The sequence below is a fragment of the Allocellulophaga tsushimaensis genome (assembly GCF_055383085.1).
In genome coordinates, this window is sequence record NZ_AP039451.1 from 3,239,580 (window position 1) to 3,259,770 (window position 20,191).

Sequence of the window (20,191 nt, forward strand, 5' to 3'; positions counted from 1 at the left end):
TATGGAAAAGATAGATTTCTTACATATTTTTAGAGATATGAGGTATCTATTTTCAATAGGCATATTTTATATTTTCACATCATTATTTGCTAATGCTCAAGATAATATTAGTACTATTGTTCCAAAGATATACATAGCAAATCATACAAAAGAATCCATAGTAATTGATGGTTTAGGTACAGAAAAATCTTGGATAAACGCCGCGTATTCTGATTTATTTATTGATATTGAAGGGATAAAAAAACCGAAATATAATACCCAAATGAAAATGCTTTGGGATACCGATTATCTTTATTTTTTAGCTACTTTAGAAGAACCACATGTTTGGGGAAATTTAAAACAAAGAGATACTATTGTATATTATAATAATGATTTTGAGATTTTTATAGATCCAGATGGAGATGCCCATAATTATTATGAATTTGAGTTTAATGCCTTAAATACAATTTGGGATTTGTTTTTGACAAAGCCTTACAGAGAAAATGCACTTGTATTGAATGATTGGGATGCTAATGGGATAAAATCTGCAGTACATATTAAGGGCACCTTAAATAACCCTACAGATATCGATAAAGGTTGGAATATAGAAATAGCGATTCCTATAGCCGTTTTTAAAACATCATATTTTGAAAAAATTAAACTCAAAGAAAATTTTTGGAGGCTTAATTTTTCTAGAGTACATTGGGATTTTCAGTTAGAAAATAACCAGTATCAACGTAAAAAAGATAAAAAGGGAAAATATCAAAAAGAGTATAACTGGGTTTGGTCTCCACAAGGGGTTATCGCTATGCATCAACCAGAAACTTGGGGGTATGTATATTTTTCTGATCATGATCCTGGTGAAAAAGATACTTTTGAAATTCCAAAAGACGAGTATATCAAATGGTTGCTATTTAACTTACATAACAATTTAAAAAGTAAAAAAATTAGTGGTAAAGAAGTTGAAAATACTACAACCATTTTAAATCATTCTATTCATCCTATATTCCAAAGTCATGAAACGGGTTATAATATATGGATTCATAGTCCTTTTACTAAAGATAGAATTATTATAAATCACCAAGGTCAAATTATTGTACATAAAAAATGAAAAAAGCAATTGGTTTAGTCGTTATTTTTTTAATTTTTATAGTATCATGTGTTGATGTTAAAAAAGAAACTAGTGCTGAAAATAAAACCTTAAAACCTGCTTTTAAATATTGGACTTGGTATGGTGCAGGGCAAGATGTGGCCGATAGTATTCATATTAATCAATTTAAAAAATTCGCTAAACACGGAATAGATGCGGTACTAATTGATACGAGAGCAGATGCAAAATATTTAGCTAAAATTGCACCTTTTGCAATTAAAGAAGGTTTAGAAGTGCATGCCTGGATGTTTACAATGAACAGGCCTGGCGATGAAGTTGCTTTACAACATCCCGATTGGTATATGGTGAGTAGAAGTGGTAAATCTTGTTTTGATGATAGACCCTATGTGGATTATTACCAGTGGTTATCACCCAGCCATCCAGAAGCACGTCAACACATTTGGGGTTTAGTAGAAAATTTGGCTAAAGTTGATGGTATTACAAGTGTTCATTTAGATTACATTAGGTATCCAGATGTGTATTTACCTATTGGATTATTACCTAAATACAATTTAGTTCAAAATGAAGAATTGCCAGATTATGATTTTGATTATTCTGATGCTGCAGTAGAAAAATTTAAAAAATTACATGGAAAAAACATCAAAGAAATTGCAGTACCAGCCATAGATATTGAATGGAAACAATTTAGATTAAACGAAATAAAAGCAGTGGTAGATGGTGCTTATAAAATAGCGCACAAACATGGTAAAAAACTAACAGCAGCAGTATTTCCTTATCCAGAAATGGCAGATCATATGGTACGCCAACGTTGGGATAAATGGAATATAGATGTGGTATTACCCATGGTTTACAATAATTTTTATAACGAAGGATTGGATTGGGTAAAATTTGCATCAGAACAAGGCATAAGAGATTTAAAAAATAAAAAAACGGAATTGCATACAGGTTTATACATCCCAGAAATGACACCTGAAGAACTTGCTAAGGCGATAAAAGTGGTGAAAGAAAGTGGCGCAGCAGGTGTTTCTTTTTTTGATATAAAGGAGAAACATTACCAAATAATTAAAGCTACTAAAGAATAAATTTATGATGAATAATAGTTTCATATATATTTTTGTTTTTGTCCTTTTTGTAGCGTGTAAACAAAAAGAAAAAGGAACTAATTCCAGTACTCCAAAAATGCTGGTAGATTGTGTAAACCCTTTTATTGGTACAGATGGCCCTGGTAATACTTATCCCGGAGCAACAGTTCCTTTTGGGATGGTACAATTAAGTCCAGATATCGGTATTCCTGGTTGGGATAGAATAGCGGGCTACTATTATCAAGATTCTATTATAACTGGCTTTTCCCATACACATTTAACAGGTACAGGTGCAGGAGACTTATATGATATATTGGTGATGCCAACCAATAGTAAGTTTAAAAAAAGAATCAAAGAAAATAACTTTAAACCTTTTTCAAGCTATAGTCATCATAAAGAAAAAGCCTCACCAGGATATTATTCGGTAGATTTATTAGACTATGACATTAAAGCAGAAGTAACAGCTACTAAAAGGGTAGGTATACATCGGTATACCTTTCCAAAAGATGATGTTAGTGAAATTCACGTAGATTTAGGATATTCAATAAATTGGGATACACCCACAAGTACCTATATAGAAAAAGTAAATGATTCTACGATTCAAGGATATCGGATGTCAACAGGTTGGGCAAGAAATCAAAAAGTGTATTTTCAAATGCAATTTTCTAAACCGTTTATAGCATACCAATATTATAAAAATGACACCTTAAGAGTAGATGCTGTAGAAGGGAATACCAAAATAGTGTTGCGATACGAAACCAATGACAACGAACAAATTATTATTAAAACAGGATTATCTTCCACAAGTTATGCAGCAGCAGCCTTAGCTATAAAAAAAGAGACAACTGGTTTTAATTTTGATACATATAAGGCGGCGGCGGCTTTAATTTGGGAAAACCAACTTCAAAAAATTAAAATAAAAACGTCAGACGAAAATAAAAAGATGGTTTTTTATACCATGATGTATCAATCCATGCTAGCACCAACATTGTTTAGTGATATTGATGGTACTTATAAAGCTGCTAATGACCAAAATGGAAATTATAAAAAGGGGACAGATACTATAGCAATGGCAAACGATTTTCATCGTTACGATACCTTTTCGCTATGGGATACTTTTAGGGCAGCACATCCTTTACAGACTATTTTGCACCCAAAGCGAGTTCCAGATATCATTAAATCATTTTTAGCACATTATCAAGAAACAGGAGAACTTCCAGTTTGGTCTATGCAAGGTAGTGAAACCGATATGATGATAGGATATCATGCTGTCCCAGTAATTGTTGATGCTTATTTTAAGAGTTTTGATTTTGATGCTAGTTTAGCGTACCAAGCATGTAAAACGAGTGCTATGATGAACGATAGACAAATAGATCTGTATATGGAAAACGGATATATTCCTGTAGATGAGCATCACGAAAATTGGTCCGTTTCTAAAACCTTGGAATATGCCTATGACGATTGGTGTATTGCAATGTTTGCCAAAGATTTGGGTAAAGAAGAAGACTACCAATATTTTTTAAAACGCTCTGAAAGTTGGAAGCGTTTGTATAACGAAAAAACATCATGGTTTCAACCAAAAGATGAAAACAATATTTTTTTGCCAAACTTTAAGCCTAAAGAATACAGCCCATATTTTTGTGAAAGTAATGCGTGGCAATATTATTGGTTTGTACCACAAAATATAGATGGATTAATTGAAAAAACAGGAGGCGAAGCACGTTTTGAACAAAAATTAGACTCTATGTTTTCGTACTACCCAGAACCATCAGACAAATTGCCTTTATTTAGTACGGGTATGATTGGGCAATACGCACATGGTAATGAACCAAGCCATCATGTTGCTTATTTATACAATTATTTAAAAATGCCTTCTAAAACGCAAGGCTTAGTGCGTAATATTTTAGAAAATCAATATAAAAATGAACCAAACGGACACTGTGGAAATGAAGATTGCGGGCAAATGTCTTCTTGGTATGTATTTAGTGCATTAGGCTTTTATCCAGTGAATCCAGCACAAGGTGTTTATCATTTTGGAGTGCCATTATTTGAAACTACCACTATAGCATTGCAAAATGAAAAATCGTTTGAGATAAAAACCGTAAATTTTTCAAAGAAGAATACATTTTTCAAAAGTGTATCTTTAAATGGAAATCCATTAAATAGATTATACATTACTCATAACGAAATTGTGAGTGGTGGTGTTTTAGAATTTGTTATGACAGACACTCCTAATGATTCGCTTTTTACAGCATCTAAAATGCCAGAACCCAATAAAATATATCAATAATGAAAAATTTAGTAAAGTTTTTTATACTTCCTATTATCCTATTGGTTTTTATAGGGTGCAAAGACAATAAGGGAATTCAAAAAGAGGTAAAGAATAACAGTATAAAGCCTATAGTTATTTCTACTTGGAATCATGGATTGGTAGCAAATGAGGAAGCTTGGACAATTTTGAGTAAAGGTGGTAGTGCCTTGGATGCTGTTGAGAAAGGTGTTAGAACAGCTGAGGCAAATCCAGATGTACAAACAGTAGGTTTAGGTGGTTTTCCAGATAGAGATGGTAAAGTAACACTAGATGCCTGTATTATGGATCATAATAACAACTGTGGTTCCGTAGCATTTCTACAACACATAAAACATCCCATATCAGTAGCAAGAAAAGTGATGGAAGAAACGCCACATATTATGTTAGTAGGCGAAGGTGCTTTACAATTTGCATTAGAACAAGGTTTTGAAAAAGAGAATTTATTAACCGAAAAATCAAAGCAGGCTTATGAAGAGTGGTTGCAAAAATCTGATTATAAGCCTGTGATCAATATAGAAAACCATGATACCATTAGTATGTTAGCTTTAGATGAAAAAGGAAACCTTTCTGGGGCATGTACTACTAGTGGAGCCTCATGGAAAATGCATGGGCGTGTTGGCGATTCTCCTATTATAGGAGCTGGTTTATTTTTAGATAATGAAATTGGTGCAGCAGCAGCTACAGGATTAGGAGAAGCAATGATGAAAACTGCGGGCAGTGCTATGGTGGTAGAATTAATGCGCCATGGAAAATCTCCGTATGAAGCTTGTAAAGAAGTGGTAGAACGGATTTATAAAATTTATAATGGGCAACCAGATTTAGAATGGTTGCAAGTGGGCTTCATCGCTTTAAACAAAAAAGGAGAATATGGTTCTTACTGCTTACGTCCAGGGTTTAATTATGCAATTACAAGCAAAACAATTAAAAATGAGTTGGTGGATGCAGATTTTAAAATACAATAAACTTTAACTGATGAAAATTGATAGATGCTTTGTAGTAGTTTATATTCTAATGCTTTCATGTGGTGAAAATAAAAAACAAAATGAAACGCATACTTCTGTTAATTTAATAGACTATGTAAATCCATTAATGGGAACAGATTCTGATTTTAGTTTATCTAATGGAAATACATATCCAGCCATTGCAACTCCATGGGGAATGAATTTTTGGACGCCAATGACTGCTAAAATGGGTGATGGATGGACTTATAAATATCATGACAAAAAGATTAGAGGCATCAAACAAACCCATCAACCTAGCCCTTGGATTAATGATTATGCCGCTTTTTCATTAATGGCGATTACAGGAGATTTAAAATATAAGGAAGACGAGCGAGAATCTTATTTTTCGCATAAAGCCGAAACAGTACGCCCAGATTATTATGAGGTGTATTTAGCAGATTATGATGTTGTTGCAGAAGTAACGCCTACAGAACGAGCAGCACATTTTAGATTTACTTTTCCAGAAACGGACCAAGCATATATCATTCTTGATGCTTTTTTAAAAGGTTCAATGGTAAAAATAATACCAGAAGAAAGAAAAATTATAGGCTATTGCAGAAATAATAGTGGAGGTGTTCCAGATAATTTTCATAACTATTTTGTAGCGGAGTTCGATAAAAATTTTGACCTAAACCACACATGGGGAGATGATTGGAAATTAATAGAAAATAGTACTGATAATGAAGGAGAACATGTTGGTGCTATTATCGGATTTAAAACAAAACGAGGCGAGCAAGTTCATGTAAAAGTCGCTTCTTCTTTTATAAGCCCAGAACAAGCACAGCTAAATTTAGATAGGGAAATAGGAAACAAAACTTTTAAGGAAACAAATGCAGCTGCAACTCAAGCTTGGGAAAAAGAATTAGGCAGAATAGAAGCCTTTTCATCCAATAAAGAACAGCTTAAAACCTTCTATTCTTGCCTATATAGAGTGCTTTTATTTCCAAGGAAATTCTATGAGTATAATGCTGATAATAAAGTAGTGCATTACAGTCCATACAATGGTGAGATCCTTCCCGGCTATATGTTTACAGATAATGGTTTTTGGGATACTTTCAGAGCCGTTTTTCCATTTTTTAATATGATGTACCCAGAGTTAAATGGTCAAATCATGAAAGGACTAGCAAACACTTACAAAGAATCGGGTTGGTTACCAGAATGGGCAAGTCCTGGTCATAGAGATTGTATGATAGGTTCTAACTCGGCACCAATTATTGCAGATGCGCATTTAACTGGAGTAGCAGGTTTTGATAAAGAACTATTATTAGAAGCAGTTCTAAAAAATGCTACGGTAGCAAATGATAGACCTGTAAATAGTGTTGGCCGAGCTGGTATTGATTACTACAATGATTTGGGTTATGTTCCTTATGATGTTGGGATTAACGAAAATGCGGCCAGAACATTAGAATACGCTTATGCCGATTTTACCATAGCACAAATGGCAAAATCTATGGGTAAAAATGTTATTGCTGAAAAATATTATAAAAAATCTTTAAATTATAAGAATCTATTTGACCCTAGTAATAATTTAATGCGTGGTAAAAATAAAGATGGAAGTTTTCAAATACCATTTAATCCCTTAAAATGGGGAGATGCGTTTACAGAAGGGAATAGTTTGCATTACACCTGGAGTGTTTTTCATGATGTTCAAGGCTTAATAGATTTAATGGGCGGGGATGATAAATTTATAAATGCCTTAGACGGTGTATTCAATATGCCACCAGATTTTGATGCTTCTTATTATGGATTTACCATTCATGAAATTAGAGAAATGCAAATTGTAAATATGGGGAATTATGCACATGGCAACCAGCCTATACAGCACATGGTGTACTTATATAACTATGGAAAACAATCCTGGAAAACACAAGCCAAAGTTCGCGATATTATGACTAAATTGTATCAGCCAACACCAGATGGTTACTGTGGTGATGAAGACAACGGACAAACCTCTGCTTGGTATGTTTTTAGTGCTTTAGGCTTCTATCCTGTAGCTCCAGCAACAAATCAATATGTAATAGGAAGTCCGCTTTTTGATGAAGTAAAATTGCATTTACAAAATGGAAATATATTTACAATCACAGCTGATGATAATAAGAAACAAAATCATTTTATTCAGAATGCTAGTTTAAATGGGAAGCCATTTAATCAGACTTGGATTGCCACAGAAACCATCCAAAAAGGAGGAGGATTAAATTTTGTTATGGGAGAACAACCAAACAAAAATTGGGCAGTTTCTAAAGAGTCTGCGCCCTATTCGCTAAGCAATCAGAAATAAAGGAGATTTATTTGTTCTAAAGTGTTTAAAATAAATTTGATTATAAGACCAATTTCTAAATGTAGTTAGATTAGGAAAATTAACTTGGTAAGGAGTAAGATTATGAAAATTGAATTGAGGACAGTATTATTTTTAGGAATTCTTTGTATTTATTTTAATGTTACTGCTCAAAATGAAGTAGTAGATTATGTAAATCCATTCATAGGTACTTCAAATTTTGGAACTACAAACCCTGGTCCAATTGCTGTTCGTGGTATGGCTAACGTTTCCCCTTTTAATGTTGCAGGACCTCAAAATTTACCCTTGGAAAAAGATAGTAGATGGTTGTCTACACCTTACATAAAAGAGAATCCTTTTTTAACAGGATTTAGCCATATAAATTTAAGTGGGGTTGGGTGTCCAGAATTGGGAGTTATTATTGCAATGCCCACTACAGGAGCACTAGTAACCAATCATTTAAAATACGGATCAACCTACTCAGAAGAAGAGGCAACAGTTGGGTATTACACCAATAAAATTGATAAATACAATGTAAAAGTTGAAGCTACAGCTACCACAAGAGTAGGGCTAAGTAAATATCATTTCCCTGCAGGAAAATCTAACATTCTTTTAAATTTGGGCTTAGGACTAACTAATGAAGAAGGAGCAATGGTAAAAGTGGTTTCGCCTACAGAAATTGAAGGGATGCGAACTGTTGGGTCTTTCTGTTACTATAAACCAGAAGAGGCCTATCCAGTTTATTTTGTAGCTCGTTTTTCTACATCAGCTGATGAATTTGGGGTATGGGAAAAACCCAAAAAGTATAAAGGTGCTGAAGCCGAATGGTTTCTAAAGAATGGAGAAACTAGAATTAAAGAAGGTTATACAAAAGAAATTGTAGGGGATAGTATAGGAGCATACATGCGCTATAATTTTAAAAAACCATCTGTTGTTGAAATGAAAATTGGGGTTTCTTATGTAAGTATAGAAAACGCAAGAGAAAATTTAGAAAAAGAAACTTCTAGTAAGCGTTTTAATCAAGTTTTAGGGGAATCAAAAAAAGAATGGAACAAGTATTTATCCAGAATAGAATTGGAAGGAGGAACCGAAGATGAAAAAACTATTTTTTATACGGCATTGTATCATACTCTAATTCACCCCAATACCTTGAACGATTTTAATGGAGAATATCCTAAAATGAAAACAAGGCAAACTATGAAAACCGAGGGAACACGGTACACTACTTTTTCGCTTTGGGATACCCACAGAAATTTACATCAATTGATGAGTTTGATATACCCCAAACAACAATCTAATATGGTGAAGAGTATGTTGCAGATTTATGATGAGTCTGGTTGGTTACCAAAGTGGGAACTTAACGCAACAGAAACCACTACTATGGTTGGTGACCCTGCTGGAATAATTATCGCAGACACTTACCAAAAAGGAATAAAAGATTTTGATATCAACAAAGCATATGAGGCCATGAAAAAAAGTGCTTTGCAAATAGAAAACAACCCGCTACGACCGGGACTTAAAGATTATATAGAAAAAGGGTATTTAACTACAAAAACTACAGAAAGTGGTTCGGTTTCTACAACTCAAGAATATAATACATCAGATTTTGCAATTGCACAATTAGCAAAAATATTAGAAAAAAAAGAAGACTATAAACTATTTTCCAAAAGAGCTATTTCCTACAGAAAACTATTCAATAAAGAATTTAATCTTTTACGTCCAAAAAATGATGATGGAAGTTGGTTAACGCCCTATAACCCGGAAACTGGTGCAAATTTTATTAAAAATTTAGGTTTTATAGAAGGTAATGCATGGCAGTATACATTTATGGTTGCCCATGATACTAAAGGACTCATAAAATTGATGGGTGGAGAAAAACCATTTGTTAACAGGTTACAAGATGTTTTTGATAAAAACCAATTTGATATGGCAAATGAGCCAGATATTAATTACCCATTTCTTTTTAATCATATAAAAGGGCAAGAATATAGGACTGGGCAAAAAGTAAATGAATTATTAAAAAAGCATTTTAAAAATGCTTCAGATGGGATCCCTGGTAATGATGATACGGGCACGATGAGTGCTTGGGCCGTTTTTTCTATGATGGGAATATATCCATCATCACCTTCAGAACCTAAATATACTTTGTTCTCTCCCGTATTTGATCGTATTACCATCCATTTGGATAAACAATACTATCAAAATTCAAAACTAACCATTTCAAAGACAGTAGCTACACATCAAATGAAAATTACTGTAGATAATAAAAAACATAGTGGATATTTTATATCACATAAAAGGCTAACCAATGCCAAAGAGATTAAATTTACAGGCCATAATGGCAATTAATATGGTAGGGAAACTGAATTTTGAGAAGTTAGTAAAACGTACTCAAGATAGTGAGTAACACAAAGCCTGCTTTTTAGCAAGACTTAAGTTGAATATGCTCAACTTTATTAGTTTCCTTTTTTTTGTTTATAGGGCACTCTGAGGATGTTTATTACCCCGCTATGATAAATAAAACACTATAAAATAATCAAAGTCTATGATCTAACATAGCTGTTTTATTGAATACTATTCCTTAAAATTTTTCATCATTGCATTTTTTTAGCTATTTAGCTTTTCAGCATTGTTATTGGTCGAAAAACTTTCAAATAACTTAACATTATCATAACATTTATAACTAGTTTATATTTTGAACTAACTCTAACTAATTAAATCTGAGACTTATGTGTGAAAAACTATTAAATTTTTTAGTTTTTGTGTTTTTATTATCCAGTAATGTAATAATTGCACAGAATAAGACAGTAACAGGTACTGTTGATGATGATGATGGTGTACCATTATCAGGAGTTACTGTTCTAGAAAAGGGAACAAATAATGGAACTGTAACTGATTTTGATGGCAACTATTCCATTACTGTAAATGATTCAGCCACTTTGGTATTCTCTTATGTTGGTTTTGTATCTCAAGAAATTGCTGTTGGCGCAGAATCTGTCATTAATGTTACTTTATCAGAAGATTTACAAGCTTTGGATGAAGTAGTTGTTACAGCGCTTGGAATAAAAAGAGAAAAAAAGGCATTATCTTATGCGATACAGGAAGTTGATGCGGATGAAATATCTCGTGCTGCCAATGGTAATATCTTTACAGGACTACAGGGTAAGGTGGCTGGTGTAAATATTACTACTTCTGGTGGTGTTGGTGGTAACGCTAGAATAGAACTTAGGGGTCCAAGTTCACTAACAGGGAACAACAATGTGTTATGGGTTATTGATGGTGTCCCATTTTCGCAAGACAATACTGCAGATCCTACAGACTTGTTTGGAGGAATCTCTAATGGTGGTGGTTTGTTAGATATTAATCCAGATAATATAGAAACAGTTTCTGTTTTAAAAGGTGGTCAAGCTGCGGCACTTTATGGTACACGTGGTGCTAATGGTGTAGTTTTAATCACCACAAAAACAGGTACTAACTCCACAGGCTTAGGAATAAGTTATACGGGATCAACAACATTTTCTGATGCTGCCTATTTCCTGGATTTACAAGATGAATATGGTCAGGGTATAGAAGGTGTCTTTAATCCCGGATCAAGGGGTGCTTGGGGACCAAGATTAGACGGATCTACAAGACTAGGTTGGACGGGTGAAGATTTACCGTATCAAGGAGGGAATAATTTAATTGATGATTTTACTAGGACAGCGGTAAACACCAGACATGCTATAGCCTTTACAAATAGCAATGAAAAAGGTAATTTTAGAGCGTCTATCCAATCAGATAAAAATCAAGGTGTTTTTGAAAATAATGAACTCAGAAAAATAAATTTTGATTTACGTGGCGCTTATGATATTAATCCTTGGTTAAATATTGATGCTAAAGTTTCTTACTTTAGAACTCAAGGACAGCAAAGACCAGAAATAGGTTTTTACAGTTACATCTCACAATTAAACGGTACGCCTCCTAATATTAGAACGCAAGAGTTGGCCCCAGGTTTTGTCTTGCAGAATGGTGTGCCTACTGAAATTTTATTTGGACCTAATGCCGATTTAACAGCTAATCCCAACCCTAATAACCGTAATCCTTATTTTGTACAAGAACAATTTGTAAATAATGATGAACGTAACAGGATGCTTGGATACTTAGCTGCAAATATTAAATTCACTAAAAATCTAAATTTAAGACTTAAATATGGGTTAGATTTTTACAGATATCAACTTGTAGATGGCTTTAGATTTCCTGATAATGTAGATCCTGCAAATAGACCAAATTATAATACAGGTGAGCAGTTTTTTAAAGAAGAAAATATGGAGTTTCTGTTAAATTACAAAAAAGAGATAAATGACGATTTTAGTTTTGGATTAAGTGTTGGTGGAAATTTAATGAAGAATGGCTTTAACTTTTTAAGATCCAGATCGGGGCAATTGGCTACAGCTAATGATTTCTTTTTAAATGCTGGTACTAATATTACTTCAAGAGAAGAGTTCTCTAATAGAGAAATACAATCGCTTTACAGCTATCTGGATGTTTCTTATAAAGATTATCTTTTCTTCACGGCAACCGCTAGAAATGATTGGTCTTCTGCTTTAGCTTCTTCTTTTACGTCAAATCAAGTGTCGTATTTTTACCCATCTGTTGGTTTAAGTGGTTTAATTTCGGAAATGACACAAATGCCAGATTGGGTTAATTACTTAAAAATAAGAGGATCATGGGCACAATTAGGTAAAGATACCCTGCCTTTTCAAACAAATCCTGTTTTTCTGTTTTCAACATTTAATTTTAATTTGTTAGCTTCAGGGCTTCCAGATGAGAATGTAAACCCTAATCTACAACCCGAAATTTCTACGACAACCGAAATTGGTTTAGAACTTCGCTTATTAGATAGTCGTATTAGTTTAGATGCAACTTATTACAATGAGCGTACTAGAAATCAAATTCTTTTAAACCCTTCACAAGGAGAATCTACTGGTTTCTTAAATCAAGTGACTAATACAGGTTTAATTTCTAATAAGGGTATAGAACTTATCGCTACCGTTATTCCAGTTAAAATAGAAGATTTCAGTTTAGGATTGACTTTTAATTTTGCGAGAAATAATGGTGTAATTGAAGAATTAATTACTCCAGAAGATGATGACGAATTTTTCTTGTTTTTTAACAATAATACAATACCTGAAGAAGTTAGAGGGACCGAAGGTGAAAAACTGGGTGATATTTTTGGATTTGCATATGAAAGAGATGCTAATGGAGGTATTATTGTAGATGAAAGTGGTTTACCAGTAAGAACCCAAGAAATAGAAAGATTAGGGAATATTCAAGCAGATTTTACGGGTTCTATAGGTTTAGATGCAAATTATAAAAACTTTTCACTTAGTGCTCTTTTCGGTATGCAACAAGGCGGTGATATCTACTCTTTAACAGAGGCTACAGCTACTGCTAGTGGAAATGCTTTAAAAACATTAAGTTTAGGTAGAGAACCTTTCTTTGTAGACGGCACATTAGCAGATGGTAGTTCTAATCTGCAAATTGTTTCGCCACAAGCCTATTGGGGAAGAGTATCGGGTATAACAGAAGAGTTCATCTATGATGCTTCTTTTATGAAATTAACAGAACTTTCTTTGAGTTATACAGTACCCTCTACTGTTTTAGATAGACTTGGTAATGGACTAATTCAAAATGCAAGACTATCTATAATTGGTCGTAATTTATTTTATCTTTATAGAAATACTCCAGGAACTGTACCAGATTCAGGGGTTTTTAATTCTACTTTCGGTGCCCAAGCATTCGATTTCTCACCAGTTCCATTAACAAGATCTTTAGGATTTGCACTAAATCTAAACTTTTAAAATTATTTGATATGAAAAAAATAATCTTTTTTGTAATATTAATCCCGGTTACTTTTATACTGAGTTGTACCGAAGATTTTGAAGAAATAAATACAGATCCTTCCGCTGTAATTTTACCTCCTGCAGGAGCATTGTTTAATCCAATGTTGCAAAATCCATTGCGAAATTATCAGCGTAATATAAATTTATACCCTGATTTTTTTGCGCAATATTGGGGTAATATTGTCAGTGGCTTTGAATCGCCAAGATACGAATATGTTGATGGGTGGATTGGAAATATGTGGAGAGAATTTTACACCCAAACATTAGCAGAAGCAAACACGATTAATAGATTATATGGAGAAGATCCTACCTATGTAAATGCTCTCGCTCAAGTAGACATTTGGATGGTTTCTGAATGGGCTAGAATGCTTCAAATATATGGAGATTTGCCTTATTTTGGAGCTGGAGAAGGCGAAAGAGTACAATATAGTTCAGAACAAGAAATTTATTTCGATTTATTTGAACGATTAGATAGTGCAGTAGCAGCATTGAATGCTAGTGATAACACACAATTTTCTTTTGGAGAAAATGATATCATTTTTAATGGTGATGTTGAAAAATGGAGACGTTTTGCAAACTCACTTCGCTTGCGTTTAGCGATGCGATTGTCTAACATTGATCCCGCAAAAGCACAAGAAGAAGCTGCTGCAGCCGTAAGTTTGGGTGTAATGCAATCTAATGACGATGTTACACGAATTCCGCTTTGGAGTGAAGGAAATTATGATTACTTGCACATCATATCTAATATTTTTGTAAACATCAGAGTTTCGGAAACGTTTACAAATTATTTGTACAATCAATCAGGTGGAGAGGATCCACGTGCTGGAAGATGGTTAGCATATGCTGAAGGCTCTGAATTAGCTGATAGTGGACAGTTTACCGGAGTCGCAAATGGTTTTGATATCGTTCCAGAGGATGCTGTAAACTTTGCTACGATGAAAACAGCAGAATTGGGCGGAGAATTTTCTGGCTTTGCTGGTGATGGAGGTTCCGTAAGATTGTATATGCCAGTAATGAATTATCCAGAAGTATTGTTCTTACAAGCAGAAGCAGCCTTAAGAGGTTGGGTTTCTGGAGATGCTAATTCATTATATCAAGAAGGGATACAAGCATCTATGGACTTCGTAGGAGTCCCTGCTGATGAAGCAACAGCCTATATTGCTGCTGCACCATCACTTTCTGGATCTAATGAAGCACAATTAAAGCAATTAATAACACAAAAATATATTGCAAATTTCCCTAATGGTTCAGAAACATGGGCAGATTTTAGAAGAACAGATTATCCAGACATTACACTTCCTTTAGATGGAGTAAGTGGAAGTTCATCTGTTGCTCCAGATACTTGGGTTAAACGTGTACGTTATCCTGACGCAGCTCATAATTTTGAATCTGAATTAATGCCAGCGAATCAAAATACCATACCCACAAATAGAATGGATATACGCCTTTGGTGGGATACAGCGGATACAAAAACAAAGTCTGATGGTTTAATGAGTAGTAACTTTTAAAAAAATAATTATGAAAAATAGAATAACAAAAATTGCAACAAGTTGCTTTGCTGTAATACTGTTTCTCTCTCTTGCAATTTCTTGTAATAATGATGATGACGCAGGTGGTGGCAACTTTGATGTTACAGTAGTACAGGGAATGATAGACCAAGCACAAAACTTGCTGAGTAGTACAGAAGAAGGAACTATGGCTGGTGACCAACAACCAGGTTCTAAGGCTACCTTAGAAAGTGTTATTGCTGCCATACAAAGAATATTAGCAAGTGCCAAATCACAAGATGATATTAGTGATGCAGGGCTTAAATTAGATGCCGCTATACAGACCTATATAGAAAGTGTTGTAGCTACGGCCATACCTTGGACCCAGCATGGTAGTGAAACTGGAATAGAAATTTCTGAAAGTATTAAGTCTACTTTATTCACTGGTGCAACCATAGAAATAGAAGCATATATTGTAGACCTAAATCAAAATGGTTTTTCTAACAATTTATTCTCCATTGAAGATAATCCTGCCAGTGGTTTTACGGTACGTTACTTTGGCGATGGATCAGGACATATTGTTACAGGTATTGGTACTGGATGGCCTGAAGTTGCTATCCCAGCAGGTACTTTTATAGCTAATGAATGGATAAATGTGGCATGGGTAAATACCGGTACAAGACAAGAGGTATATGTTAATGGAAACTTTATTGCAGGTCACGATCAAGTTATTGATGGTCCAGATGTGCCTTTTATTTTAGGAAATAGTCCAGTATTTAATGATCGTTCCAGTAATGTACTATTTAGAGAATTTAAAGTTTGGGATAGTGCATTAGATGCAGCTACTATCTTAGCAAATATTGGCACACCAGTTGAAGGAACTGAAGCTGGCTTAGAAGCCTATTTTCCATTTGGTTCTAATTTAGGTAATTCTTTTGCAGATGTAACAGGAAGGCATACCGCTACACTTTTGAGTAATGTAACATGGGAAGCTGCAGTACCTGTACTTATGCCAGATTATACGGCAATTGATGCTGCTATTATGGAAATCACAACTTTTAGAGATGGTATAGTCGAAGGAGATCAAGATGGCGATTACCCATTTGGTACAATTGCTTATGTAGATGGTTTAATTGCTAGTGCTACCGAGACTAGAGCAAACGATTTACGCCAAACTGCATTAGATGATACAGCAACATCATTAGGAGCAAGTATTGCATTAGTTAATGATAATTTAGTAGGTGATGCAAATGGCTTTTTCACGGATATAGAGGATCCTAATGCTATTGGTTTTAGAATAACACCAAACTATACCCCACAAGGAGACTATACCTATGAGCTAGAGTTAAATTTAGCAAACTTGGCTAAAGTAGAGAATGATGTTATGGGTAATGGTGCTGTTGGTTTCCGAGTAAATGGTTATGAAGAATTAACAGAAGAAAGTCTGTTGAATTCTGGTGGAGGTTGGAACTGGACTGATGTAGGAGGTTTCCAAGGACCAATGTTCCCAGCTTTAACAATAACTCCAAATATGTGGCAACACGTTGCCATTGTGCATGATAATACAGCACAAACAACCAGTATTTATATTGATGGTGAAATGGTAGGGCAACAAACTGAAATTGGAAGCCCTAACGTTTCTGGATGGTCAGAAATTTGGTTAGGGAATGCATTTACTAAAATGACCACAGGTTCGGTTAGAAATTTTAGATTATGGGATGCTGTTCGTACTCCTGCAGAATTCAATACTCCGATTACAGGCACAGAAACAGGTTTACAAATTTATTTCCCACTCAATCGTGTGAATGGGATTAGTTTCTCAGATGAAACTGGTAATTATAATGGCGAATTGAGAGGCGTAAAATGGAATAAATAAAATATAATTGAGTTAGTTTTTATCAAGGGTGACTTCTCAGCAAAGCCATCCTTGATATTTTTATAGAATACCCAAGAAATAGCTCATATTTAAATAATTATGTGTTCTTTACAGTTAAAAAAACAAAATTAATTTTATAAGATGACCAACAAAACCATTTTACGAGGTATTGCTTGGGATCATCCAAGAGGCTATGAACCTCTAAAAGCTACCTCAAAAGCATATGCAAAAATACACCCTGAGGTAAGTATAACTTGGGATGTTCGTTCTTTAAAAGATTTTGGTGACATGCCCATTGAAAATTTAATAGATATTTATGATTTAATTACCGTAGATCATCCGTATATGGGACAGGCACATGAAAATACTTTACTTCTTTCATTAGAAGATAAAATTTTAAAAAGTGAGTTGGATCAATTGGAAAAGGAGTCGGTTGGGCCAAGCTTCCGTTCTTATTTTTATAAAAATAAGTTATTTGCATTGCCAATAGATGTTGCCGCTTTGGTAGCTGCATTACGAAAAGATATCATAACAGATTTAGCATTAAATGTACCTAAAACCAGAGCAGATTTATTCAATTTTTATAAAAAATTGCCTAAAGCATATAAAGTAGCCTGGCCTCTATGTCCTACAGATCTATGGTGTTCCTTTTTAACACTTTGTGCTCAGGATGCTGGTAGAAATTTCATCAATAAAGGAGTAATAAATACAACTATAGGAATTCAGGTTTTAGAAGAATTAAAACAACATTTAGAGTATCTACATCCAGATTCACTTCATATGAATCCTATTCAGGTTTTAGACCATATGGCGGAAAGTGACGAAATGGTTTATGCACCCTATTTATTTGGTTATACAAATTATTCAAGAGTGGGGTATGCAAAAAACATCATACACTTTACCAATAGTCCAAAAAATCCTAAACATGCTATTTCAACCATTTTAGGAGGTGTAGGTTTAGCTGTTTCCTCAAAAACCAAACATGTTGATGTTGCGGTAGATTACGTTAGATTTACAGCAAGTGCTAAAATACAAGAAGGCGTTTTTACTCAAAATGGAGGTCAACCGGGAAATCTTAAAGCTTGGCAAAGTGAGCTTAATAATAAACTGTGTGCTAATTTTTTTAAAGACACATTAGAAACACTGAAAAATGCCTATGTACGGCAACAATTTGTGGGTTGGAATCATTTTCAAGAACAAGGAGCTGACCTATTGCATAATGGACTTGTAAAAAATGTTTCTCCTACTATTTTAATGAAAAATTTAAACGAATTCTATCAATCTATTGTTCGCTATGAAGACACATTATAAGCACATACTAGTAAAAATCAAAGGTACCATAGGAAGGCTTATTTTTAATAGACCAGACCAACTCAATGCTATGAACAGAGAAATGATGGATGAAATCATTGACGGTATTAATAGTTTAAATGCAAACGATGCAGTTCATGTCGCTATAATTACAGGAAAAGGGAGGGCATTTATGGCGGGTGCTGATATTAAAGAATATGGGAGCCAAACTCCAGAACAATTTAAAGCTTTTCAGGATAGAGGAATAGCATTATACGCTGCAGTGGAACACGCACCAAAACCTTGGATAGCGGCTATTAACGGTTTTGCACTTGGTGGTGGCTTTGAAATTGCCCTATCTTGTGATATGATCTTAGCGTCTGAAACAGCAAAAATGGGTTTGCCAGAAGTATTTTTAAATCTTGTGCCTGGAGGAGGTGGTACGCAACGTTTAATTCAGAAAATGGGTGCGAATAGAGCAAAAGAACTTTTGTTTACAGGCGGACAATATAATGCAAAAACAATGCAAGATTGGGGGGTGGTAAATTATGTATACCCTGTAGAAGAATTTGAAGAGTCTGTTACCAATTTTGCACAAAAATTAAGTAGAAGACCTTCTGGCGCTATTAAAGAATTAAAAAAATTGGTGCAGTTAAGTTTAAAACCTATTCCTTTTAAAGACAAAATTACAGTAGAAGGCGAAACAGTAACCAATCTTTTTTACAGTCCAGAAGCAAAGAAAGCAATTCAAAATTTTATTGATAAAAACAATACATGAATACCTTAACTTTTTTTATTGGTAGTTATACAGAAGAAATTGTTCCTGGTTTTGGAGGAATAGGCAGGGGAATTTACACCGTAGAATTAAATACGAAAACGGGTGAATTAAAAGTGCTGCATACAGAAATGATTCGCAACCCTAGTTATTTGGTGCTGAGTGATGATACTAAATTTTTATATGCTCATACAGAACTAGACGAAACTAAAACGCCACAGGTAAAAAGTTATAAAATAAAAGCTGACTTTTCATTAGAATTCTGTAATCAGCAAGGGATACCTGGAGGATTGCCCTGTCATATCAACAGCTATAAAAATAGTGTTTTAGTAGCCTGTTATGGATCAGGTAATGTAATACAGTACCCAGTAAATTCTGATGGAAATTTAACAGCTGCTTTTAAAAATTATCAGCATACAGGAACGAGTATCAATGCAGAGAGACAAGAAGGACCACATGCACATCAGATAGTCATTCACCCTAATCAAAAAGATATATATGTATGTGATTTAGGGATAGATATGATAAAAGCTTATCAATTTAAAAATGGTGAACTCACCCCAAATCAAATAAAAGATATTAAAGTAACAAAAGGAGGTGGGCCACGTCATTTGGTTTTTAATGTAGAAGGATACGTTGGGTACGTTTTAAATGAATTATCGGGAAATATTTCCATCTTAAAGAAAGAAGATACTGTATTTAAAGAGTTGCAAACTATAGCTTCTTTACCCCAAGATTATAAAGGAATACCAAGTGCTTCTGCCATACGAATACACCCAAACGGACAGTTTTTATATGCTGCACATAGAGGAGCAGACCTGATCAGTATTTTTAAGATTGATGGAGATGGTTTAGAATTAATCACTTATGAATACACCAAAGGAAAAGAAATAAGAGAATTTAATATTAGTCCAGATGGCGAATGGTTAATTGCATGTCACCAAAATTCACATGATATTGTTGTATATACCATTCGGGAAGATGGAACATTAGAGGAACAGTACCGAACAAAAGAAATTTTATCGCCCGTTTGTGTTTCCTTTTTAAATTATACTCAAACAAGTTGAAGCTATGAAAATGACACTATTTCAATTTAATAAAAAGAAGCATTAATCCAAGAAA

Annotated in this window: 12 protein-coding genes; all 12 read left to right on the forward strand. The window is 34.1% G+C overall.

The annotated features are described in order from the left end of the window. Window position 1: 1 nt before the first annotated feature. The 12 genes from ACZ451_RS14115 to ACZ451_RS14170 all read left to right on the forward strand — a co-directional run bounded on the left by ACZ451_RS14115 (window position 2) and on the right by ACZ451_RS14170 (window position 20,136). The gene (locus ACZ451_RS14115; RefSeq protein ID WP_464213482.1) at window positions 2–1,090 is read left to right on the forward strand and encodes a carbohydrate-binding family 9-like protein; all 1,089 of its coding nucleotides are present in this window, start codon (window positions 2–4) and stop codon (window positions 1,088–1,090) included. Continuing rightward, window positions 1,087–2,172 (forward strand): family 10 glycosylhydrolase, encoded by a 1,086-nt coding sequence (locus ACZ451_RS14120; RefSeq protein WP_464213484.1) that lies wholly within the window; start codon window positions 1,087–1,089, stop codon window positions 2,170–2,172. The genes ACZ451_RS14115 and ACZ451_RS14120 overlap by 4 nt, the downstream gene beginning before the upstream one ends. Window positions 2,173–2,176: 4 nt before the next feature. After that, window positions 2,177–4,462, forward strand: a complete 2,286-nt coding sequence (locus ACZ451_RS14125; RefSeq protein WP_464213486.1) for a GH92 family glycosyl hydrolase — start codon at window positions 2,177–2,179, stop codon at window positions 4,460–4,462. After that, complete coding sequence (locus ACZ451_RS14130) at window positions 4,462–5,445, forward strand: isoaspartyl peptidase/L-asparaginase family protein (RefSeq protein ID WP_464213488.1); 984 nt, start codon at window positions 4,462–4,464, stop codon at window positions 5,443–5,445. The genes ACZ451_RS14125 and ACZ451_RS14130 overlap by 1 nt, the downstream gene beginning before the upstream one ends. A gap of 10 nt (window positions 5,446–5,455) precedes the next feature. After that, entirely contained in the window at window positions 5,456–7,762 is a 2,307-nt protein-coding gene (locus ACZ451_RS14135; protein WP_464213490.1) for a GH92 family glycosyl hydrolase, read from the forward strand. 102 nt (window positions 7,763–7,864) lie between these two features. Further along, the gene (locus ACZ451_RS14140) at window positions 7,865–10,108 is read left to right on the forward strand and encodes a GH92 family glycosyl hydrolase (protein ID WP_464213492.1); all 2,244 of its coding nucleotides are present in this window, start codon (window positions 7,865–7,867) and stop codon (window positions 10,106–10,108) included. Between the two features lie 380 nt (window positions 10,109–10,488). Next, window positions 10,489–13,599, forward strand: coding sequence for a SusC/RagA family TonB-linked outer membrane protein (locus tag ACZ451_RS14145; RefSeq protein WP_464213494.1), 3,111 nt, complete (start codon window positions 10,489–10,491; stop codon window positions 13,597–13,599). 11 nt (window positions 13,600–13,610) lie between these two features. Further along, window positions 13,611–15,149, forward strand: a complete 1,539-nt coding sequence (locus tag ACZ451_RS14150) for a SusD/RagB family nutrient-binding outer membrane lipoprotein (protein WP_464213496.1) — start codon at window positions 13,611–13,613, stop codon at window positions 15,147–15,149. A 10-nt stretch (window positions 15,150–15,159) separates the two neighbouring features. After that, window positions 15,160–17,004 carry a LamG-like jellyroll fold domain-containing protein gene (locus tag ACZ451_RS14155; protein ID WP_464213498.1) on the forward strand — a complete coding sequence of 615 codons (1,845 nt, stop codon included), beginning with the start codon at window positions 15,160–15,162 and terminating at the stop codon, window positions 17,002–17,004. A 141-nt stretch (window positions 17,005–17,145) separates the two neighbouring features. After that, window positions 17,146–18,315 carry an ABC transporter substrate-binding protein gene (locus tag ACZ451_RS14160; protein ID WP_464213500.1) on the forward strand — a complete coding sequence of 390 codons (1,170 nt, stop codon included), beginning with the start codon at window positions 17,146–17,148 and terminating at the stop codon, window positions 18,313–18,315. Next, entirely contained in the window at window positions 18,299–19,072 is a 774-nt protein-coding gene (locus ACZ451_RS14165; RefSeq protein ID WP_464213502.1) for an enoyl-CoA hydratase/isomerase family protein, read from the forward strand. The genes ACZ451_RS14160 and ACZ451_RS14165 overlap by 17 nt, the downstream gene beginning before the upstream one ends. Then, window positions 19,069–20,136: a lactonase family protein gene (locus tag ACZ451_RS14170; protein WP_464213504.1), complete on the forward strand. Its 1,068-nt coding sequence runs from the start codon at window positions 19,069–19,071 to the stop codon at window positions 20,134–20,136. The genes ACZ451_RS14165 and ACZ451_RS14170 overlap by 4 nt, the downstream gene beginning before the upstream one ends. Window positions 20,137–20,191 lie beyond the last annotated feature (55 nt).

Excerpts from the sequence above, each read along its gene's own strand:
- ACZ451_RS14115 (WP_464213482.1), top strand. The coding sequence starts at position 2 with ATGGAAAAGATAGATTTCTTACATATTTTTAGAGATATGAGGTATCTA.
- ACZ451_RS14120 (WP_464213484.1), top strand. The coding sequence starts at position 1,087 with ATGAAAAAAGCAATTGGTTTAGTCGTTATTTTTTTAATTTTTATAGTA.
- ACZ451_RS14125 (WP_464213486.1), top strand. The coding sequence starts at position 2,177 with ATGATGAATAATAGTTTCATATATATTTTTGTTTTTGTCCTTTTTGTA.
- ACZ451_RS14130 (WP_464213488.1), top strand. The coding sequence starts at position 4,462 with ATGAAAAATTTAGTAAAGTTTTTTATACTTCCTATTATCCTATTGGTT.
- ACZ451_RS14135 (WP_464213490.1), top strand. The coding sequence starts at position 5,456 with ATGAAAATTGATAGATGCTTTGTAGTAGTTTATATTCTAATGCTTTCA.
- ACZ451_RS14140 (WP_464213492.1), top strand. The coding sequence starts at position 7,865 with ATGAAAATTGAATTGAGGACAGTATTATTTTTAGGAATTCTTTGTATT.
- ACZ451_RS14145 (WP_464213494.1), top strand. The coding sequence starts at position 10,489 with ATGTGTGAAAAACTATTAAATTTTTTAGTTTTTGTGTTTTTATTATCC.
- ACZ451_RS14150 (WP_464213496.1), top strand. The coding sequence starts at position 13,611 with ATGAAAAAAATAATCTTTTTTGTAATATTAATCCCGGTTACTTTTATA.
- ACZ451_RS14155 (WP_464213498.1), top strand. The coding sequence starts at position 15,160 with ATGAAAAATAGAATAACAAAAATTGCAACAAGTTGCTTTGCTGTAATA.
- ACZ451_RS14160 (WP_464213500.1), top strand. The coding sequence starts at position 17,146 with ATGACCAACAAAACCATTTTACGAGGTATTGCTTGGGATCATCCAAGA.
- ACZ451_RS14165 (WP_464213502.1), top strand. The coding sequence starts at position 18,299 with ATGAAGACACATTATAAGCACATACTAGTAAAAATCAAAGGTACCATA.
- ACZ451_RS14170 (WP_464213504.1), top strand. The coding sequence starts at position 19,069 with ATGAATACCTTAACTTTTTTTATTGGTAGTTATACAGAAGAAATTGTT.